The following is a 19388-nucleotide window of genomic DNA, read 5'->3' as shown; positions in this document are numbered from 1 at the left end:
TAGTGATCCAGTCCGCACTATTTTGCTGTTAAATATCACATGAATCCGCTTTAACCTGATGTACATCATGAAAGCTTTTCATTGTGTGATGAATCCCTCATGAGATTAAGCGCCTATTGATTTAGATCAACGTGAAATTAAAACGCGGGTTTAACATGGTGGCGCATTGTTATTATCAATAACTTAACAATGCAATAAGAAAAATAACCAAAGTAAAATAATGGTTTAATAAATTGAGTTAATTGAAGTGCAATAGAGGTGTATAAAATGGAATATACTCGAAATGTACGGCGGTGGTTATCTATACTGCTTCCACTCTTAGCAGTGGTTTGCCTATCATGGACGTCAACAGTAAATGCAGAAGCAAAAGCGCTAGTTTTAAAACCCTTCAAACAGTTAAGTGATCAAAGTGCAGAATGCGCGGCCTGTCACAAAGAGAAAAACCCATCAATCTATGCCCAATGGGGGCGTTCTAAGCACTACGGTGCCAATGTCGGTTGCTATGAATGTCACGCAGCAGATAAAAACGATAAAGATGCGATAGAGCATGAGGGCAGTGTAATCTCAGTTATTGTCTCGCCTAAAGATTGTTCTCAGTGTCATAACCAAGAGGTTGAACAGTTCACTAAGAGCCATCATGCCAAGGCAGGGAAGATCATGGGGTCATTAGATAACTTCCTCGCCGAAGTTGTTGAAGGTGCAATGACTTTTAATGGCAAATCACCCGCTGCGGTTAATGGGTGCTGGCAGTGTCATGGCTCAGAGGTGAAGGTTTTGCCTAACGGCGATCTTGATCCTACGACTTGGCCTAACACGGGGATAGGACGGATTAACCCGGATGGATCTATTGGTGCTTGTACAGCTTGTCATCAACGCCATGAGTTCTCTATGACGCAGGCTCGTCGCCCTGAAGCTTGTGGTAAGTGTCACATGGGACCCGATCATCCTCAGAAAGAGGTCTATGAAGAGTCTAAACACGGGATTAACTTCTACGCTAACGTCGATCGTATGAACTTAGACTCATCTAAGTGGATTGTCGGTGAAGATTATGATGCTGCGCCGACTTGTGCGACTTGTCATATGTCTGCAACACGCGAGCAGCCAATCACCCATGATGTTGGTGACAGAATTAGTTGGACCTTAAGGCCAGCCGTATCTGAGAAGATTGATGCCAAGGCAATCGCTCAGGGACATAAGGTTAAGAGCTGGCAGGATCGACGTGAGGATATGAAGGAGGTTTGTCAGTCTTGTCATACTAAATCCATGACCGATAGTTTCTATCAGCAATTTGATTCTCTCGTTAATCTTTATAACGATAAGTTCGCGAGCCCTGGCAAGCGTCTTATGGGAATGCTGAAGCAGGAAAATATGCTCACCGAGACTGCATTCGATGAAGAGATCGAGTGGACTTGGTTCTTCCTATGGCATCACGAAGGGCGACGCGCCCGTCATGGTGCAGCGATGCAGGCTCCTGACTATGTACAGTGGCACGGTATGTTTGAAGTCGCCGAGCGTTTCTACATTGAGATGGTACCTCAGTATCTGGAAGTCGTTGAGGTAGCCGAGCACAATGGTAATACAGAGGGCGCTGAGAAGGCTCGTAAACTTCTTGATGAGATATTATCTCGTCCAGAGCACGCATGGTTTACAGGTAATGAACCCGATGAGGTGAAAGAAGCCCGTAAAGCAGCTCAGAAAGAGTTTAAAGCTCGCTATTTAAGTGAAAGTAACTAGCAACCGAGCAAGGGGGTGTTAATCACCTCCTTACTCCCCCAACTGAGGAGACTCTAGTGAATAACAAAGGGGAAAAAACTCGGAGGCAGCGACTCTGGACTTGGTTAAAGCGACCTTTAGCTTTGGGGATCCCTATCGGAGTGTTTCTGCTGGTAATGGGAGCGGCATCGTTTCAAGGAATGATGGTGGCATCAAACCAAAACGCTTTCTGTTTTAGTTGTCATCTGAAGATGGATACGATTGTGCAGGAGTATAAAGCGTCATCTCACTTTAGTGATGGTGAAACAATTCCTGCGACTTGCTCTGACTGTCATGTGCCCCGTCCTTTTATTGATAAGATGATCGTTAAGACTGTCGCATTAAAGGATATATACCACATGATGGTCGGTACCATTACTAAGGAAAACTTTGAAGAGCATAGGCCTGCGATGGCAGAGAGTGTTTGGATAGATTTTAAGAAGAATGATTCGGCGAATTGCCGTGCGTGTCACCAAGGTGAGAACTTTAATCTAGCTAAACAGCCACAAAGGGCTCGACTCAATCATGAACAGATAGCCGCGAGAGGGGAGACCTGTGTTGATTGTCATCAAGGGTTAACCCACAACCGGATTGTAATACGTTAAGGCTCGTTTATGAGCTCGTAATGATTAACAATAAACTCTTCTCCAGTAAAGGCCGCCTCCCACCTGCGGCCTTTTTATTTTCTACCTATCGTGTTTTGCTTTTATTGACGACTGAAGTTTTTGCAGTTGTATGCCGTGGGGCTGTTAATCACGCCCAAAATCCATTAGGTTAATATTTGGTTAAATGAGACGGGTGTCACAGTTAGACTCGCTAGGTCGTTGAAAGACCAAAGCCAGAGTCCAAATCATAGCGATAGGTTAATTAACAATAATATTGACTAGAATTTGCAATAACAAGAGGGAGAAGAGCAGATGAAATCCGCCGTAGAGCAGTTAGCTCGTTATAAAAGTGTTCACTTAAACCCAAATAATATTAAGACCCACTTTGTGGGGATCCCGATGATTATCTGGTCACTGTTTGTGATGCTAAATCTTATTCCTGTTAATTTAGTTGTTTTGCCAGAGCAGGGAATATCAGTCAACGTTGCGGATGTTTTTACTATTGGTGTACTTATCTACTATGTGATGTTGCACTTGAGACTGGCATTGGGAATGCTGCTGTTTATTGTGCCGGTACTCTATACGTCAAACCTTGTTGCTCAGCATCAATATGGTTTATGGATAGCGATAGCCGTATTTGTGTTAGCTTGGGTTATTCAACTTATCGGCCATCAATATGAGAAGGCCAAACCTGCATTTATCGATGACTTAAATCAGCTGTTAATAGGGCCTTTTTTCCTAATGGCTGAGATTTACTTTATGTTGGGGTTTGAAAAAGAGCTCAATAAGCAGATCACACCGCTGGCGATAACTAAGCGACGTGAATTAGAGGCAGCTAGGAAAGCCGCCGTATAGTTGTACTTAGTCGCATTCAACATGGGGCGCGTATGGCGCCTTGTGGTTGCTTATGACTCGTTCGCTATTAGTCAAAACACTTCAGCGAGTTAAGGTGCCCGGTAATGCATCGGCATGACTCGCACCGTTTTAATCATGTTGTCAGCAACATCAATCACTTCTAGCGGATAGCCGTATAAGCGCATCGAGGTGTTTGGCTCTGGGATCTCCTCAAGGTACTCTAGCACTAGGCCATTAATGGTTTTAGGGCCATCGATTGGAAATTGCCAATTCATCTCCTTATTGAGTTCCCGAATGTTGATACTGGCCTCAATCAGATAGCTTCCATCTTGTTGTAGGGTGATATCTTCGCTCGGTGGAGCGACCATTGAAGTGGTAAAGTCACCGACTATCTCCTCCAAAATATCTTCAAGTGTCACTAAGCCTTGAATGTCACCGTATTCATCGACAACTAAACCAATGCGCTCTTTATTATGCTGGAAGTTCGACAGCTGCACATTGAGTGGGGTGGCTTCAGGAATAAAGTACAGCTCTTTTACTGCGCGTAAGAGCGATGATTTACTAAACTGCCCTTTAGATTGAAGGCGAAGCGCGTCTCTTAGATGGACAAAGCCAACCGCGTCATCGATTGTGTCGCGGTAGAGTAAAACTCGAGTATGGGGGCTTTGAATAACCTGTTTATTGATGCTCTTGAAGTCATCATTGATGTTGATGGCATATAAGTCAGAGCGTGGGATCATGATGTCGTCTACGGTGACCTTTTCAAGATCCATAATTGAAAGCAGCATCTCTTGGTGACGCTGAGGAATGAGCGCGCCAGCCTCATTCACAACGGTTCGTAACTCCTCTTGGCTTAGAGCATCATCAGCTTTGACTGAGCGAATGCCCAGTAGCCGTAAAAACGTTGAGGTGATGAAGTTAACGACTTTGACTAACGGGGAGAGAATAACTAACAAGCCACGCAGAATAACACTAGAGGGGAAGGCGATACGCTCAGGGTGAAGCGCCGCAACTGTTTTAGGAGTGACCTCTGCAAAGACGAGCACTACCAAGGTTAACACACCGGTCGAGATGGCGACCCCCACGTCACCAAATAAACGAATTCCGATAATGGTCGCGATAGCCGAAGCAAGAATATTCACCAAGTTATTGCCAATAAGGATAAGCCCAATCAGTCTATCGGGGCGTTCAAGCATGACTATGGCGCGTTTAGCCCCTTTATGGCCACTGTTAGCTAAGTGGCGGAGGCGGTAGCGGTTGAGCGACATCATGGCGGTTTCAGAGCCAGAGAAGTAGGCTGAGAGCAAGATTAAGACGAACAGAACAGTTAAAAGTACGCCAGTGGATATATCGTCCAAATGTCGGAACTCCGCTGTTGTTTAAAGAAAGGGCGAATAAAAAGCACTAAAAATTAGTAATTACAGAACTTTCGAGGGGGTGTCAAGTTTGACCCATCAGAGATAGACGGGTCAATTGACAAAAATCGAGGCTTAACTGAGGATCAGCTCTTTAACTACGCGGGCGCCGAAGTAGGCCAGCGAAAGCAAAACACCACCAGTTAAGGTGTAGGCGACAGCGGCTTTAATGCGGCAACCCACCCAATATTGCTGGGCTAACATAGCGATATAAACACACCAAGCCATGATGGATAGTACCGCTTTGTGGCCTTTGCCCTCTTCAAACATGTCATCGAGGAAGATGAAACCTGTCGCGAGTGATAAGCTTAGTAAAATCACGCCTACAACCACTAAGTGATAAAGCTGCTTTTCAACAGTCATGAGTGGCGGCATTGCCGAAGTCATCACTAGTTTTTTGTTCTTAAGGCGGTTCTGAATAATCGCTAACTGGATAGCATAGAGCGCAGCAATCATCAGCGCACTGTAAGCCATGAGTGATAATACTACGTGAACTAAGACGTCTGGGTGGATCTCGAAATGAATGATGTATTCTGGAGGCACCAGCCAAAGCAGTGCAACTGATATCACTGAGCAGGCATAAACGACAGGTAGAACAACAATGACCTTCAGTCTGAATAACAAGATGGTAAAGCTGAAGGTAATGATCCAGTTAACCATAGAGATTACATTGGTTAAGCTGAAGTTTTGACCATCGCCTGTCACAATAGCTTGATATAGCGCCGCTGCGTGCAGTACAACACCAACCGCAGCCACGCCTGCAACTAATCTTCTGTTTGGCCCGTCAACATGAAAAAGTCGGCTTGCGACGAGAACCAAAGCAATACTGTAAAACAACATGGCTGAAGCTGAGAAAATAACCATTGAGTATTAACCTATTTGTTTTATAAATCTGGTGCGCTAACACATGCTTTTAATCTTTGTGTAAGCAGACTGCATGACTCGCATACTAGCGTGATTCAATCCGGAGTTAAATCACTGAGTGTGCTAAATATCGCGTCGAGTTAACCTGTAAAAGTCATTTTGACTTTAATCGTTAAGTTAGCACGTAACATTATGGTGTAGAATAGCATGAGCTAATGGGATTTGGGCAGTGACCTTGGTTGCAAAAATAGGTCGATTTTTTGCCTTATAAGTGTTTTTTGGTCATTTTTTACCTTTCTCAGCCCTCAGTTGTAAAAGTAACTTGATTCATTCTGTAGCATAATTACTGGGCATCGCTATAATACAGCCCTATCAATAGCAATTTTAAACGGTAAAGAACTGGATAATGTTTGAGAACTTAACTGACAGATTGTCACGGACTCTGAAAAATATCAGTGGCCGTGGTCGCTTAACGGAAGAAAACGTTAAGGAAACCTTGCGCGAAGTCCGCATGGCTCTTTTAGAGGCCGATGTCGCCTTGCCTGTGGTTCGTGAATTCGTAAATAGCGTAAAAGAACGCGCTGTTGGCCAAGAGGTTTCAAAGAGTCTAAGTCCAGGCCAAGCCTTTATTAAGATCGTACAAAGCGAACTTGAAAACGCCATGGGCGAATCGAATGAAGCTTTGGATCTGTCGGCTCAACCGCCAGCAGTCATCATGATGGCGGGTTTGCAAGGTGCCGGTAAAACGACCAGTGTTGCGAAACTGTCTAAGTTCTTACGCGAGCGCTCGAAAAAGTCGGTGCTTGTGGTTTCGGCGGACGTATACCGCCCAGCGGCTATCAAGCAGCTAGAAACCTTGGCTGGCGAAGTGGAAGTGGAGTTCTTCCCATCAGATGTTAGCCAAAAGCCAGTCGATATTGCTAACGCGGCAATTGCTCACGCTAAATTGAAGTTCATCGATGTCGTTATTGTCGATACTGCAGGTCGCCTGCACGTAGACGAAGCGATGATGGATGAGATTAAAGAGCTTCATGCTGCAGTGAAGCCAGTTGAAACGTTATTTGTTGTCGATGCGATGACAGGTCAAGATGCGGCTAATACTGCTAAAGCGTTTAACGAAGCTCTACCGCTAACTGGTGTGGTACTGACAAAAGTCGACGGTGATGCACGTGGTGGTGCGGCGCTTTCGATTCGTCATATTACTGGTAAGCCAATTAAGTTCTTGGGTGTAGGTGAAAAGACCGATGCACTAGAGGCGTTCCACCCTGAGCGTGTTGCTTCACGTATTCTTGGCATGGGCGATGTGCTATCTCTTATCGAAGAGGTTGAGCGCGGCGTAGACCAAGAAAAGGCGATGAAGCTTGCTGCTAAAGTCAAGAAGGGCGGAAGCTTTGATTTAGAAGATTTCCGCGAGCAGCTGCAGCAGATGAAGAACATGGGCGGCATGATGAACATGATTGAGAAGCTACCTGGTGTGGGTCAATTACCACCAGAAGCGCTTGCTCAAGTTCAAGATGGCAAAATGACTGGGCAGATGGAAGCGATTATTAATTCTATGACTCCTGCTGAGCGCCAACGTCCTGATATCATCAAAGGCTCGCGCAAGCGCAGAATCGCGATGGGGTCAGGTACACAAATTCAAGACGTGAACCGCTTACTTAAGCAGTTCACCCAAATGCAGAAAATGATGAAAAAAATGTCATCGAAAGGTGGTATGAAAAAGATGATGCGCGGCATGAGTGGTATGCTGCCTCCTGGCATGAAAATGCCGGGCCGTTAGGCTTTAGTTTAATTCTGCAAAGCTAAATTTAGGGACTAGATTGATTTTCAATCTGGTCTTTAAATCGTTTTAGGTGTAAAAAACGCCGATTACGGTTGCATTCGTCGGTCAGTCAGGTAAAATCTGCCGGCTTTCTATCTGGGGCTCTCCGCGAACACGGAGTTTCAGTTTTTATTTTTGCTTGATAAAAAGCAAATCATTAGAGGATACCAAACGCATGGTTACCATTCGTTTAGCTCGTGGCGGCGCAAAAAAGCGTCCATTTTATAACATCGTTGTAGCTGACAGCCGTAACGCCCGTGACGGTCGTTTCATCGAGCGCGTTGGCTTTTTTAACCCAGTAGCACGTGGCCAAGAAGAAGCTCTACGCTTAGATCTTGACCGTGTTGAGCATTGGGTTGCTAACGGTGCTGCTACTACTGATCGTGTAGCAAAATTGATCAAAGACGCTCGTAAAGCTGCTGCTTAATAGCGTTAGGGTATAGATTGATGAGTAGTAAACAAGAACCCGTCATCCTTGGCAAAATCGGTTCAAGTTATGGCATTAAAGGTTGGTTGAAGATCACTACCTATACCGACTCTGTTGAAGGTATCTTTGACTATTCTCCTTGGCTTATTAAAGAACAAGGTGAATGGCGCGAGGTTAAAGTCGCCCAGTGGCGTTTTCAGGGGAAAGCAGTCGTTGCTTGTCTTGAAGGCGTAACAACACGGGATGAGGCTCAAGCGCTTACAAATTGTGAGATTGCTGTGCCTGCTGAGCAGATGCGAGATTTACCAGAAGATGAATTCTACTGGCGAGATCTTATCGGATGTGAAGTGATTAATACCAAAGGCTACAACATGGGTACGGTACAAGAGATCGTGGAAACAGGATCGAATGACGTACTTTTAGTTAAAGCTAACGCGAAAGATGGCTTTGGCAAAGCGGAACGTATGATTCCCTTTGTTACTGACCAGTTCATCCAAAAGGTGGATTTGGCAGCAAAACAGATTTTAGTGGATTGGGATCCGGACTTCTAAGTCGAGGTACAACATATGTGGTTAGGGGTAGTAACCCTGTTTCCCGAGATGTTTCGTGCCGTAACAGATTTTGGTGTAACGGGTCGTGCAGTTAGCAAAGGGTTGCTAGAGTTGCAAACGTGGAATCCTCGAGATTTCACCCATGATAAACATAAGACAGTGGATGACCGCCCATACGGTGGTGGCCCTGGAATGTTAATGATGGTGCAGCCTCTACGTGACGCTATCCATGCAGCGAAAGCTGCAGCTGGAAACGAGGTAAAGGTGATTTACCTTTCTCCTCAAGGCCGTAAGCTGACACAGCAAGGCGTTGAAGAGTTAGCGCAATCATCCAGTTTGATTTTGGTGTGTGGACGATACGAAGGTATTGATGAGCGCATCATTCAGACTGAAGTGGATGAAGAGTGGTCAATTGGAGATTACGTGCTTTCGGGCGGTGAACTTCCAGCGATGACTCTGATTGATTCAGTATCAAGATTGGTTCCTGGCGTGCTAGGAAAACAAGCTTCCGCAGAGCAGGACTCTTTCTCTGATGGCTTACTGGATTGTCCCCACTATACGCGTCCTGAAAGTTTGGATGGTTTGGATGTTCCAGCCGTATTGTTAAGTGGCAACCACGAACATATTAGACGCTGGCGTCTACAGCAAAGCCTAGGTAGGACTTTGTTGAGACGGCCAGAATTACTTGAAAATCTAGCTCTGACTGGCGAACAAGAGAAGCTTCTAGCTGAATTTGTTGACACCATCAAACAAGATGATTAGTCGAAGCGCAGTTATTACTAGTATGGAGTTTATTTAATGAATAACATCATCAAAATGCTCAACGAAGAGCAAATGAAAACCGACGTACCACAATTTGGTGCCGGTGATACAGTAGTTGTTAAAGTACGTGTTGTAGAAGGCGGTAAAGAGCGTCTACAGGCGTTTGAAGGCGTTGTAATCGCTAAGCGTAACCGCGGCGTTCACTCTGCATTCACAGTACGTAAAATCTCTAATGGTGAAGGTGTTGAGCGTGCGTTCCAGACTCACAGCCCAATCATCTCTAGCATCGAAGTTAAGCGTCGCGGCCGTGTTCGTCGTGCTAAGCTTTACTATCTACGTGATCGTTCAGGTAAGTCTGCACGTATCCGTGAGAAGCTTGCTACTAAGTAATTTAGTACTCGCTATAAATAAGATGCAGTGTTCGCACGAGAAACCGCCTATATGGCGGTTTTTTGTTGCCTAAATTTGCTATTTTCGTCACTCACCTTCAACATTTCCCCTTTCTCAGCATAAGCTCCCGAGTAGTATAAAAGTCGCTCAGCCTATTTAGCTCCTATGCTCAAATTCAAGCTAGCATGGTGTAAGCTTGTATGATTCATAGCGCAAGCCGAGGTAGTTATTGCTCCCCTATGTAACTATTCATTCCATAACCTAAAACCTAAGATTAGAATTTTTCATTTATTGGAAATGCCCCTTGACCTTATATCTTGGTATAGGCATAGTGTTTTCAAGGTGTAATGGTGTAGCGTTACAGTATTACTTTTATATATGGTCTTACATAGTCGTGAGACATTCTTCTGTGTAGTAAAGGTCTTTGAGTTGAAGAGCAGATAAGAGATTAACGGGTGGTAATCATGCAACAAGATACAATTAACAATGTCCATATTAGTTCTGAACAAGTGTTAGTGACTCCTGAGGAGTTAAAGCGTGAGCTACCTCTGTCTAAGCATGCTTATCAATATGTACTCAACGCGCGAAAGACGGTTGCAGATATTGTTCATAAACGTGATAACCGTGTGTTAGTGATCTCTGGCCCTTGCTCAATTCATGATATCGAAGCGGCGAAGGAGTATGCCCTTAAGCTTAAGAAACTGCATGATGAACTCGGTGAGCAGTTTTTCGTGTTGATGCGGGTTTACTTTGAAAAGCCACGTACAACCGTAGGCTGGAAAGGGATGATTAACGATCCTGATATGGATGAATCCTTCGATGTAGATAAGGGGCTTCGCCAAGCGAGAGAGTTGATGATTTGGCTTGCAGAGTTGGAGCTACCTGTAGCCACTGAGGCGCTCGACCCAATTAGCCCGCAATATATGTCTGAGCTTGTTACTTGGTCAGCCATTGGTGCTAGAACCACTGAATCACAGACTCACCGTGAGATGGCATCGGGCCTTTCTATGCCTGTAGGGTTTAAGAATGGCACAGATGGAAAACTTGGAGTGGCCATTAACGCATTAGAGTCTGCTGCGAGTAGTCACCGTTTTATGGGTATTAACCAACAGGGACAGGTTGCACTACTGCAAACCGCTGGGAATCCTGATGGTCATGTGATTTTACGTGGTGGCAAACAACCTAATTACGATGCAGCCAGTGTGGCGGAGTGTGAGAGTCAGCTTCATGGGGCTAATTTAAGTGCTCGTCTCATCGTCGATTGTAGTCATGGTAATTCATCTAAAGATCACAATAAGCAAAAGCCTGTATGTGAAGATGTATTTAATCAGATCGCAGTGGGTAATAAATCTATTATCGGTGTAATGCTTGAGAGTCACCTGAACGCTGGTAAGCAGAGCAGTGACTTACCAATGGAGCAGCTGGCTTACGGTGTGTCAGTCACCGATGCCTGTATCGACTGGCAAACTACTGAAGCGCTATTGCGCGAAGGAGCCACCATGCTAGCCTCGGTATTACCGACAAGATTTGATATGCTGAAAGTTGCAAACGGCTGATGGAAGAAACAAAGATGAATGAGAAGACCACCGCAGAGCTTGAAAATTTAAGAGGTTTGATTGACGGTGTCGATCAGCAGTTACTGCACCTGCTACGTAAACGATTAGATTTAGTCGCTCAAGTTGGGGCGGTAAAACACGGTGCGGGTTTACCTATCTATGCTCCTCAACGTGAGGCCAATATGTTGGCTAAGCGACGAGAAGAAGCTAAGGCGATGAATGTGGCACCGCAGCTTATTGAAGATATTCTGCGTCGCCTTATGCGCGAGTCCTACCTTAATGAGAAGGATGTCGGTTTTAAGCAGGTGAAAGCCGACTTAGGTCATGTGGTTATTGTGGGCGGTGAGGGTAAGCTGGGTGGCTTGTTTTCACAGATGCTGACGCTGTCTGGTTATGAGGTCAGAACGCTTGATAAAGATGATTGGGTCAATAGTGAGGCTATCTTCGATGGCGCAGGCTTAGTGATTGTCACTGTCCCTATCATTATCACTTGTGATCTGATCGCTGAGCGGCTTACTAACCTGCCAGCAAACTGTATCCTAGCGGACTTGACCTCGATTAAAGGCGCACCTATGGAGGCGATGCTCTCGGCGCATTCGGGCCCTGTACTTGGCTTGCATCCGATGTTTGGCCCCGATGTAGGCAGTTTAGCAAAACAAGTCGTGGTTGTGTGCCATGGCCGCGATAGCGAGGCTTACCAATGGCTGATTGAGCAGATCCAGATCTGGGGCGCGCGTATTGTAGAAACTGAACCGACTAAACACGATAAGGCGATGCAACTGGTACAGGCGATGCGACACTTCTCCTCTTTTGTATATGGGTTAAATCTTTATAAAGAGGAAGCGGATATTGAGTCTCTGCTGCAGTTTAGCTCGCCAATCTATCGCTTAGAGCTAGCTATGGTGGGACGCTTGTTTGCACAAAGCCCAGAGCTTTACGCCGATATTATTTTTGCCCAAGAGGAGAGCTTGGTCGCTATCAGTGATTATCTTGATAATTACTCTCAAGCGCTGTCTATTCTCAAGTCAGGCAATCGAGAAGCATTTGTCGCGCAGTTTGAAGAGGTCTCACGCTGGTTTGGTGACTTTGCCTCACAGTTCCAAAGAGAGAGCCGTGCGATGCTGCAATCGGTTAATGATATGAAAACCGGCTAGTGTGTTGAACCACCTATAACAATATTGACAAAAAGGAGCTTAGGCTCCTTTTTTGATCTCCTAAATAGAGGATTTAGGGTGTTTGAGCACCAGTGAGTATTTTAAGTTACTATTTTTATGAGTATTTTTTCAGATTCTTAGCTAAATCAATATCGCCTGAATAAATTTATTAGCCATTGCTTAAAGTGATCTCTTTCATGTTTTCTCTCATTTAACGTAAAAAAACCTTTTGCAATTCCTCAAGAAGCGTAAACTAACTCAAAACATGTAAATAATATGCATGATTATAATATAGGAGTTAGTGCTGTGTTTTGTATTCAATGTGAGCAAACAATTAGAACACCTGCAGGTAATGGCTGTAGTTACACTCAAGGTATGTGTGGTAAGTCTTCAGATACTTCAGACTTACAAGATCTTCTTATCTATATTCTTCAAGGTGTGTCGTCATACGCAGCGCTTGCTCGTGAAGTCGGTATTATCGACCATGAGATTGATACGTTTGTGCCGAAAGCGTTTTTCGCTACGCTAACTAACGTTAACTTTGATGATGACCGTATCATAGCCTATACCACACAGGCAGAAACATTCCGTAATCGACTAAAGTCGGCTTATGAAGCTAAGTGCAGCGAACTAAATATCGAAGCTAAGCCAATGAACGCACCAATGCAGCTTGTATTGGGCGCGACTAAACCTGAAATGCTAACTCAGGCGCTTCAAGCTGTACCTAACCGTGGTAAAGATGAAGTTCATGAAGATATCATGGGTCTGCGCTTACTATGCTTGTATGGCCTAAAAGGCGCTGCAGCATACATGGAACACGCTCGTGTACTGGATCAAACTAGTGATGAAGTTGCCGGTGAATTTCATGAGATCATGGCGTTCTTAGGTGAAGACTCTGTTGATGCGGACAAGTTATTTAATACAGCAATGCAGATTGGTCAGCTTAACTACCGTGTGATGGCGATGCTCGATGAAGGTGAAACTCACGCCTTTGGTCACCCAGAGCCAACTCAGGTAAACACTAAGTCTGTAAAAGGTAAGGCTATCTTAGTGTCTGGTCATGACATGAAAGATCTAGAGCTAATTCTTGAACAAACCGAAGGTAAGGGTATTAACGTCTACACTCACGGTGAGATGTTACCTGCACTGGCTTACCCAGAGCTGAAGAAATATCCACACTTAGTGGGTAACTACGGCAGCGCATGGCAGAATCAACAAAAAGAATTTGCGACATTCCCTGGCGCAGTTGTAATGACATCTAACTGTATCATCGACCCAAATGTTGGTGACTATTCAGACCGTATCTTCACCCGTAGCATCGTAGGCTGGCCAGGTGTGACTCACCTAATCGGTGATGATTTCAGTGAAGTGATTGCCAAAGCTGAGTCGCTAGAAGGCTTTATCTATGATGAGATCCCCCATCTAATCACCATAGGTTTTGCTCGCAATGCATTAATGGCTGCAGCGCCGACCGTAATTGAAAATGTGAAGAGTGGTGCAATCAAGCATTTCTTCTTGGTCGGTGGTTGTGACGGTGATAAGCAAGAGCGTGGTTATTTCACCGATATCGCGACTCAAGCGCCTGCAGACTCAGTCATTCTGACTCTAGGTTGTGGTAAGTATAAGTTTAACAAACTTGAGTTTGGTGACATTAACGGCATTCCACGTCTATTGGATATTGGTCAGTGCAATGACTCTTACTCAGCGATTCAGTTAGCTATCGCGCTGTCAGAAGCCTTTGAGTGTGACATTAATGAGTTACCACTTACCTTGGTACTTTCTTGGTTCGAGCAAAAAGCGATTGTGGTACTGCTAACACTATTGTCATTGGGTGTGAAGAATATTATGACTGGCCCAACTGCGCCTGCATTCTTAACTCCTAACCTTGCTAAGGTGCTTGAAGAGAAGTTTGGTCTTCGCAACACCACGACGGTTGAAGCAGATCTAAATCGCATACTTAATGTGGCGTAACTGCAAAGTTATTGGTGATATGTAAGTCAAGAATGGCCACCAAAGTGTGGCCATTTTTAGCTTAGAAGTTAACAGGCTAAGTACGATAGGTAGGTATAGCGTGAATATGGCAATCAATAAACAAGCTTCTAATTTAGAAACATTTTCTGCCCAGCAATGGCAGTCAGGTGAACATCAACTCGTTTGCGTTGAAAAATGGAGCGAGAACCATGATGTGATGAGTTTCCGCTTTCAGGGTACTGCTCCGGTAAAGTTTCATTTTAAACCCGGGCAGTTTTTAACCCTGTTGCTTGAAATTAATGGCGAGAAAATTGCGCGTAGTTATACCATTAGCTCTTCTCCTTCACGGCCATACTCGATTGTACTAACCATCAAACGTATTGAGGGTGGTAAGGTTTCTAACTATTTGGCCGACAACCTTGAAGTCGGTCATATGGTACGAGCGCTAGGGCCAGACGGTGTGTTTAACCTTGTCGATATTCAAGCCGATAAGTATCTATTTTTAAGTGCTGGCTGTGGTATCACTCCTATGTACTCTATGTCGCGTTGGTTAACCGATACTGAAATTGGCCCTGATGTCAGCTTTGTTCACAGTGCTAAATCAAACAACGACCTGATTTTTGAGACGTCATTGGCGCAGATGGCGCAGCGTAATGAGAAGTTTACGCTTAACTATATTTTGGAAGAGCTAGGTGAATCGCTTGATGAGTATACAGATCCCTTAGCGGGTCGGTTAAGTGCTGAAAGACTAGAGCGCCTAGTGCCAGATTATCAGACTCGAACCGTGTTTGTCTGTGGCCCAGAGCCCTATATGCAAGCGGTTAAAGCACTGCTTGAGTCACTAGGCTTTGATATGACTAGGTTCCATCAAGAGAGCTTTGGCAGCTTCAAAGGCGATAGTGCAGAACTTGAAGCGGCTAAAGAACAAAGTGCTGGCACGAATACCGACTCAAGCGGTTTTATGTTGAATATCGGTGATAGAAGCCGTGCCCTGTCAACAGAACAAACCGTATTAGATGGCATCGAAGCGGAAGGTCTACCTATTATCGCTGCTTGTCGCTCGGGTGTTTGCGGTGCATGTAAGTGTAAAGTTGTTGAGGGGGAGGTCGAGTCTTCAAGCCAGATGGCGTTAACGCCTGACGAGATCGCTCAAGGCTACGTGTTAGCTTGTTCTACTAAGTTAAAGTCAGATGCAAGGCTAGAACTTTAGATTCGAACTTTAGTCGCATCAAATGGATTTATTTTAGTCTATTATATAAAAATCCGTAATAAATCAGATGCGAAAGTTGCGTAACTCACTATGAGAAAGTAAGGTTAAAGACAGGCCATGATGGATTTGCGCCTGTCTTTGTCTACTAATTGATCTCATCTCTCGATGGAGTGGCGTATGGCATCTACATTACATTCTCAGTCACTGGCGCTAGAAGATAAGAGTCTTGCGCATCTGCTTTATGCACTTATGGCATGTTTTCCTATCATGCTGTTGCCTGCCGCCCTAAGCTTACTCATCAACCTTTATCAACCTCAGCAAAATCCTAATAGTCTACTTGCTATTCATTTTCGCTGGCAGCGCTGGTCTATTATGGGCATGTTTCTGATGATGGCGACGGGATACTTAGCGACCCAAGTATGGTTAAGTGCGGCGCTTTATGTGGTCGCTGCGATATGGTTCAGTGGTAGAATCATTAAAGGCTGGCTTAGCCTGATTGAAGGTCGCATTATTTAACCTTTATCCCCTTTCTTTCAAACCGAGATCTGATCGTGACCAGTTACGAAATCCTTTGTCTGTTATCTGCGCTCTCTTTAGCTATTTCTCTCATATCTTCACGTTTACATCGTTGGCAGCAGACAATCACTATCACTGCATTAGCTCTGAGTTTAAGTTTGGTGATCTTAGCTGCAGGTAAGATTTTTGGAGTGTCGATTTATTCAACTTTAGTGACCGATCTAGAGCAACTTGATTTTAATGCGCTATTGCTTAATGGCATGCTGGGCTTCTTACTGTTTGCAGGTACGTTGCAGATCAAGCTTCACGTATTAAGGAGGCAAAGGTGGGAAATTTTTGTTCTGGCTTTTGTTGGTACACTTGTATCAACCTTTGTAATCGCAGGCCTCCTATACCTCGTTGCTTCCGTTATAGGGTTACCTTTAAATTTCAGTTATTGCCTACTGTTTGGAGCCCTGATTTCGCCAACAGATCCTATTGCGGTGTTAGCAATAATTAAACAGCTTGGTGCCCCAGAGGATATTGCAACTCAGGTAGAGGGAGAGTCGCTCTTCAATGATGGCATCGGTTTAGTGATTTTTATTACTGTTTCGCAAGTTGCATTTTCAACAGAACCGTTAAGCTTCACTGATGTGAGCGGACTCTTCATTAGAGAAGCGCTTGGAGGTTTACTTTATGGTGCGGTATTAGCCGCAGCCTTACATGGTATGTTGCACTTCTCTGAGGAGCGGACTCAATACTTATTGATGACCTTATTGGTGCCCAGTGCTGGATACATAGGCGCAGATATGCTTGGTGTCTCTGGGCCTTTAGCCATGGTAAGTGCGGGGATTATCACTGGCAATGTGTGTGTGCCTAAGCTACTTAATAACGAGGAACAGGGTCACCTTGAAAGTTTTTGGTTATTGATAGAGTCCTTCTTTAACTCATTGTTGTTCCTGCTCTTAGGCTTACTATTGTTGCTCATTCACTTTGATGTCGAGCTATGGTGGTTTATGTTACTTTCAGTACCTATCGTACTTATTGGGCGGATCATCAGTATTTATCTGCCTTATTATGGTTTTAGGCGCTTTAGAGACTATAACTCTTACGCAGAAAAGATCTTAGTTTGGGGTGGGCTACGCGGTGGTTTAGCATTAGCAATGGCGATGAGTTTACCTACTGGTGTGATCGTGGTCAGTGGCAGTAATATCGATCTTAGAGAGTTGTTGATGGTGATGACGTACGCGGTAGTGGTGTTTTCTATTTTAGTGCAAGGTACCACCATTCCAAGCCTGATTGATAAGAGTAACGCCGAGCATGCTGCTCGGCGTAAACTTTAACTTAGGTCAGTGATATAGGTTTCTCAATAGTTCGTTGAGTAACTCGGGCTTTGCTTCGAGTGTCGATGCTTCAAGCGCACTTAAGTTAAGCATAATACCATCGCCTTTTAGCTGCTTAATCGCTCTAACAAATGTAGCCATCTGCTCAGTTTCGATAGCATAACTTGGATTCACTACAATGGGTAAGTGACTGAGAGCCTTTAGCTCAACTAGGGCGGCTAAGTCTAGAGACGGTCTACCCGAATTATTGAGAGTGCTCACACCTGACTCGCATAGAATTAGCTGCTGGTTGCCTTGGCTCAGCAGCGTTTCGGCCGCATCGAGCAGATCATCGACACTCGCCATCGCATTTCGCTCTAATACCACAGGAATAAGCAAGGAGCCTAGCTGAGTTAATATTGCTTGGTTGTACATCAAGTTGCCCGATAACATCACTATATCGGCAAATTGAGTCGCAATGGCTAAGTCTGTTTCATGATCAATAACCAATACATTAACTAAACCGAACTGTGTTAGCGTGTGCTTAAATTTAGCAATTGAGTTAATCAAATCGCTTTGTTGACTCAAGCCTTGGATAGCCACAGCTTGGAAACCAGACTCTTTTAGTCGCTTAGCCTGTTGCTCAAATTGTTGAAGATCTAATGGTAGTTGCACTTGAGCTATGGCGCCGATATTCCCAGCTCCTAAATTTAGTTGGCCGCAGAGGACTTGCGTTGGCTCACTCTTGTATTGTTTGCTAACACGTAGCTGTTTGACAGGCTCCGTTGGAGTGACTGTGATTGCCTTAGAAGTATCTGGCTCTATCATCAATTGGCTATTGCTTAGTTGAGTTGGTTTAACCGTTTCACAGGGGTAGCAGCCAAGTACTTTAATAAAGCGAGTGGTCTTTTCTAACTCTTTTAGTGCTGCCTGCATAGGCTCACTGGAAAGATTAGCGTCTATATCTAAGTAGAACATCTCCTCCCAAGGGGTACCTGGGATGGGTCTAGACTCCAGTTTACTCATATTGAGATTACGGGCCTTTAAAACCAATAGTGCTTCTACAAGTGCACCGGGCTTCTGTCCAGTGGCCATGATTAAGGTACATTTGGCTGGGAGTTGCTCCGGAACTTCGACCGCTTTTCTCGCTACAACGATAAACCGGCTTTGATTAACTTTTTGATTGGCGAGGCCAGTTTCAATAGCTTCAAGTTGATATAGTGCTCCACCTTCAGCACTACCGATAGCGGCGACACTGTTATCGTTTGCATTGCAGACCTTTTCCATCGCCTCGGCGCTGCTAGAGCAATATTCAAGTTTAAACTCACCATGCTGACTCAGATAACGGCTGCACTGGCTGATAGGCTGAGGGTGGGCGTAAATCGTTTTGATATCACTAATATTGCTATCGCTATTAGCCAGTAGGCAGTGTCCGACCTCTATGGTGGTTTCACCAACAATGGCAAGGCTTGTATGCTGCAATACGTCATAGACTTCGTTGATTGAGCCTGAAGAGGTGTTTTCAATCGGCAGGAAGCCATAATCAGCATGACCAGACTCGACAGCTTGTACTATCTCATCGAAGCTCTGACAGCCAAGATCTTGCATCTTCACTTGGCGTCTATCACAGTATCTGCTTGCTGCTAGATAGGAATAAGAGCCTCTAGCACCTAGGTAAGCGATACAGTACTGTTGCTGCTGAGTCTCAGGGTTTGCACGGCCATGCAGGTAGGCTTGTTGGTTGAGAACAGAGTCTTCGATAATGCTTTGGTAGAGAGAAATTACATAGTGGGCATCTAAACCTTGCTCTCGACCTTGCTTCACTAAGCGAGATAACAACTCTTTCTCTCTGGTTGTGTCACGTATAGGCCTAACATCAACCTCTTTACTACGGGCGACATCCAAACTTAACTCTCGGCGCTTAGCAAGTAGAGCGAGTAGTTCATTATCGAGATTCGTGATCTGCTCTCTAGTGTGATTTAAGGGTTGTGGTTTACTCATCTTAGCCTCTGAATCTAATTATGCTCTCTAATACCCATAATGATAAACCTATATATGCTTATCTTTGCTGATATAAAAAAGCCTCCCGTGTGGGAGGCTTTGGAATTTTCACTTTCGTTTTTACACCAAAATTCCGCCTCCGTGGGTGGGGGGCATAAAAAAGAAAGTAAAAAAAGCAGTATGGATTTTGTTCATGGATTTAAAACTAAAGGGGTGGAGGAGGTGTGTCAATCAAA

General features: G+C 44.7%; 17 protein-coding genes and 1 other annotated feature. Of the genes, 14 read left to right on the top strand and 3 right to left on the bottom strand.

The window, feature by feature from the left end; translation table 11 throughout:
- Positions 1–267: 267 nt before the first annotated feature.
- The 3 genes from JMA39_RS03375 (at position 268) to JMA39_RS03365 (ending at position 3212) form a co-directional block, all read left to right on the top strand.
- Complete coding sequence (locus JMA39_RS03375) at positions 268–1734, top strand: multiheme c-type cytochrome (RefSeq protein ID WP_202720424.1); 1467 nt, start codon at positions 268–270, stop codon at positions 1732–1734.
- A 56-nt stretch (positions 1735–1790) separates the two neighbouring features.
- Complete coding sequence (locus JMA39_RS03370) at positions 1791–2357, top strand: NapC/NirT family cytochrome c (RefSeq protein WP_202720423.1); 567 nt, start codon at positions 1791–1793, stop codon at positions 2355–2357.
- Positions 2358–2669: 312 nt separating this feature from the next.
- Positions 2670–3212, top strand: a complete 543-nt coding sequence (locus JMA39_RS03365) for an Mpo1 family 2-hydroxy fatty acid dioxygenase (RefSeq protein ID WP_202720422.1) — start codon at positions 2670–2672, stop codon at positions 3210–3212.
- Positions 3213–3301: 89 nt separating this feature from the next.
- Here JMA39_RS03365 and JMA39_RS03360 read toward each other — a convergent pair whose 3' ends face one another.
- Positions 3302–4570: an HlyC/CorC family transporter gene (locus tag JMA39_RS03360; protein WP_202720421.1), complete on the bottom strand. Its 1269-nt coding sequence runs from the start codon at positions 4568–4570 to the stop codon at positions 3302–3304.
- 132 nt (positions 4571–4702) lie between these two features.
- Positions 4703–5491, bottom strand: coding sequence for a cytochrome C assembly family protein (locus tag JMA39_RS03355; RefSeq protein WP_202720420.1), 789 nt, complete (start codon positions 5489–5491; stop codon positions 4703–4705).
- A 406-nt stretch (positions 5492–5897) separates the two neighbouring features.
- Here JMA39_RS03355 and ffh point away from each other — a divergent pair, with 406 nt between their 5' ends.
- From ffh to JMA39_RS03300, 11 genes are all read left to right on the top strand, one after another.
- Complete coding sequence (ffh, locus tag JMA39_RS03350; RefSeq protein ID WP_202720419.1) at positions 5898–7271, top strand: signal recognition particle protein; 1374 nt, start codon at positions 5898–5900, stop codon at positions 7269–7271.
- A gap of 217 nt (positions 7272–7488) precedes the next feature.
- Positions 7489–7740 (top strand): 30S ribosomal protein S16, encoded by a 252-nt coding sequence (gene rpsP / locus JMA39_RS03345; protein WP_012154307.1) that lies wholly within the window; start codon positions 7489–7491, stop codon positions 7738–7740.
- Between the two features lie 20 nt (positions 7741–7760).
- On the top strand, positions 7761–8291 hold the full coding sequence (rimM, locus tag JMA39_RS03340) for a ribosome maturation factor RimM (protein WP_202720418.1): 531 nt from the start codon (positions 7761–7763) through the stop codon (positions 8289–8291).
- A 15-nt stretch (positions 8292–8306) separates the two neighbouring features.
- Complete coding sequence (gene trmD, locus JMA39_RS03335; protein WP_202720417.1) at positions 8307–9053, top strand: tRNA (guanosine(37)-N1)-methyltransferase TrmD; 747 nt, start codon at positions 8307–8309, stop codon at positions 9051–9053.
- Between the two features lie 36 nt (positions 9054–9089).
- A complete protein-coding gene (rplS, locus tag JMA39_RS03330; RefSeq protein ID WP_012276214.1) occupies positions 9090–9443 on the top strand; it encodes a 50S ribosomal protein L19 in 354 nt (117 codons plus the stop codon).
- 464 nt (positions 9444–9907) lie between these two features.
- Positions 9908–10999: a 3-deoxy-7-phosphoheptulonate synthase gene (locus tag JMA39_RS03325; protein WP_202720416.1), complete on the top strand. Its 1092-nt coding sequence runs from the start codon at positions 9908–9910 to the stop codon at positions 10997–10999.
- 14 nt (positions 11000–11013) lie between these two features.
- Positions 11014–12153 (top strand): bifunctional chorismate mutase/prephenate dehydrogenase, encoded by a 1140-nt coding sequence (gene tyrA / locus JMA39_RS03320; RefSeq protein ID WP_202720415.1) that lies wholly within the window; start codon positions 11014–11016, stop codon positions 12151–12153.
- A 306-nt stretch (positions 12154–12459) separates the two neighbouring features.
- Positions 12460–14124, top strand: a complete 1665-nt coding sequence (hcp, locus tag JMA39_RS03315; RefSeq protein WP_202720414.1) for a hydroxylamine reductase — start codon at positions 12460–12462, stop codon at positions 14122–14124.
- Between the two features lie 106 nt (positions 14125–14230).
- Complete coding sequence (locus JMA39_RS03310; RefSeq protein WP_202720413.1) at positions 14231–15334, top strand: hybrid-cluster NAD(P)-dependent oxidoreductase; 1104 nt, start codon at positions 14231–14233, stop codon at positions 15332–15334.
- 177 nt (positions 15335–15511) lie between these two features.
- Positions 15512–15850, top strand: coding sequence for a hypothetical protein (locus JMA39_RS03305; RefSeq protein ID WP_202720412.1), 339 nt, complete (start codon positions 15512–15514; stop codon positions 15848–15850).
- A gap of 35 nt (positions 15851–15885) precedes the next feature.
- Positions 15886–17172: a cation:proton antiporter gene (locus JMA39_RS03300; protein ID WP_202720411.1), complete on the top strand. Its 1287-nt coding sequence runs from the start codon at positions 15886–15888 to the stop codon at positions 17170–17172.
- 6 nt (positions 17173–17178) lie between these two features.
- On the opposite strand, the gene JMA39_RS03295 is transcribed toward JMA39_RS03300, so the two are convergent.
- On the bottom strand, positions 17179–19152 hold the full coding sequence (locus tag JMA39_RS03295; RefSeq protein WP_202720410.1) for a chorismate mutase: 1974 nt from the start codon (positions 19150–19152) through the stop codon (positions 17179–17181).
- 71 nt (positions 19153–19223) lie between these two features.
- Positions 19224–19342, bottom strand: a sequence feature (Phe leader region).
- Positions 19343–19388: the final 46 nt, after the last annotated feature.

This window comes from Shewanella schlegeliana (assembly GCF_016765635.1).
Lineage (GTDB): Bacteria > Pseudomonadota > Gammaproteobacteria > Enterobacterales > Shewanellaceae > Shewanella > Shewanella schlegeliana.
Note: the sequence above shows the minus strand (reverse complement) of the source record. Positions and strands in the feature narration are given on the sequence as shown.

Excerpts from the sequence above, each read along its gene's own strand:
- ffh (WP_202720419.1), top strand. The coding sequence starts at position 5,898 with ATGTTTGAGAACTTAACTGACAGATTGTCACGGACTCTGAAAAATATC.
- JMA39_RS03310 (WP_202720413.1), top strand. The coding sequence starts at position 14,231 with ATGGCAATCAATAAACAAGCTTCTAATTTAGAAACATTTTCTGCCCAG.
- JMA39_RS03295 (WP_202720410.1), bottom strand. The coding sequence starts at position 19,152 with ATGAGTAAACCACAACCCTTAAATCACACTAGAGAGCAGATCACGAAT.
- JMA39_RS03375 (WP_202720424.1), top strand. The coding sequence starts at position 268 with ATGGAATATACTCGAAATGTACGGCGGTGGTTATCTATACTGCTTCCA.
- tyrA (WP_202720415.1), top strand. The coding sequence starts at position 11,014 with ATGAATGAGAAGACCACCGCAGAGCTTGAAAATTTAAGAGGTTTGATT.
- rimM (WP_202720418.1), top strand. The coding sequence starts at position 7,761 with ATGAGTAGTAAACAAGAACCCGTCATCCTTGGCAAAATCGGTTCAAGT.
- trmD (WP_202720417.1), top strand. The coding sequence starts at position 8,307 with ATGTGGTTAGGGGTAGTAACCCTGTTTCCCGAGATGTTTCGTGCCGTA.
- JMA39_RS03355 (WP_202720420.1), bottom strand. The coding sequence starts at position 5,491 with ATGGTTATTTTCTCAGCTTCAGCCATGTTGTTTTACAGTATTGCTTTG.
- JMA39_RS03325 (WP_202720416.1), top strand. The coding sequence starts at position 9,908 with ATGCAACAAGATACAATTAACAATGTCCATATTAGTTCTGAACAAGTG.
- JMA39_RS03365 (WP_202720422.1), top strand. The coding sequence starts at position 2,670 with ATGAAATCCGCCGTAGAGCAGTTAGCTCGTTATAAAAGTGTTCACTTA.
- JMA39_RS03305 (WP_202720412.1), top strand. The coding sequence starts at position 15,512 with ATGGCATCTACATTACATTCTCAGTCACTGGCGCTAGAAGATAAGAGT.
- rplS (WP_012276214.1), top strand. The coding sequence starts at position 9,090 with ATGAATAACATCATCAAAATGCTCAACGAAGAGCAAATGAAAACCGAC.
- rpsP (WP_012154307.1), top strand. The coding sequence starts at position 7,489 with ATGGTTACCATTCGTTTAGCTCGTGGCGGCGCAAAAAAGCGTCCATTT.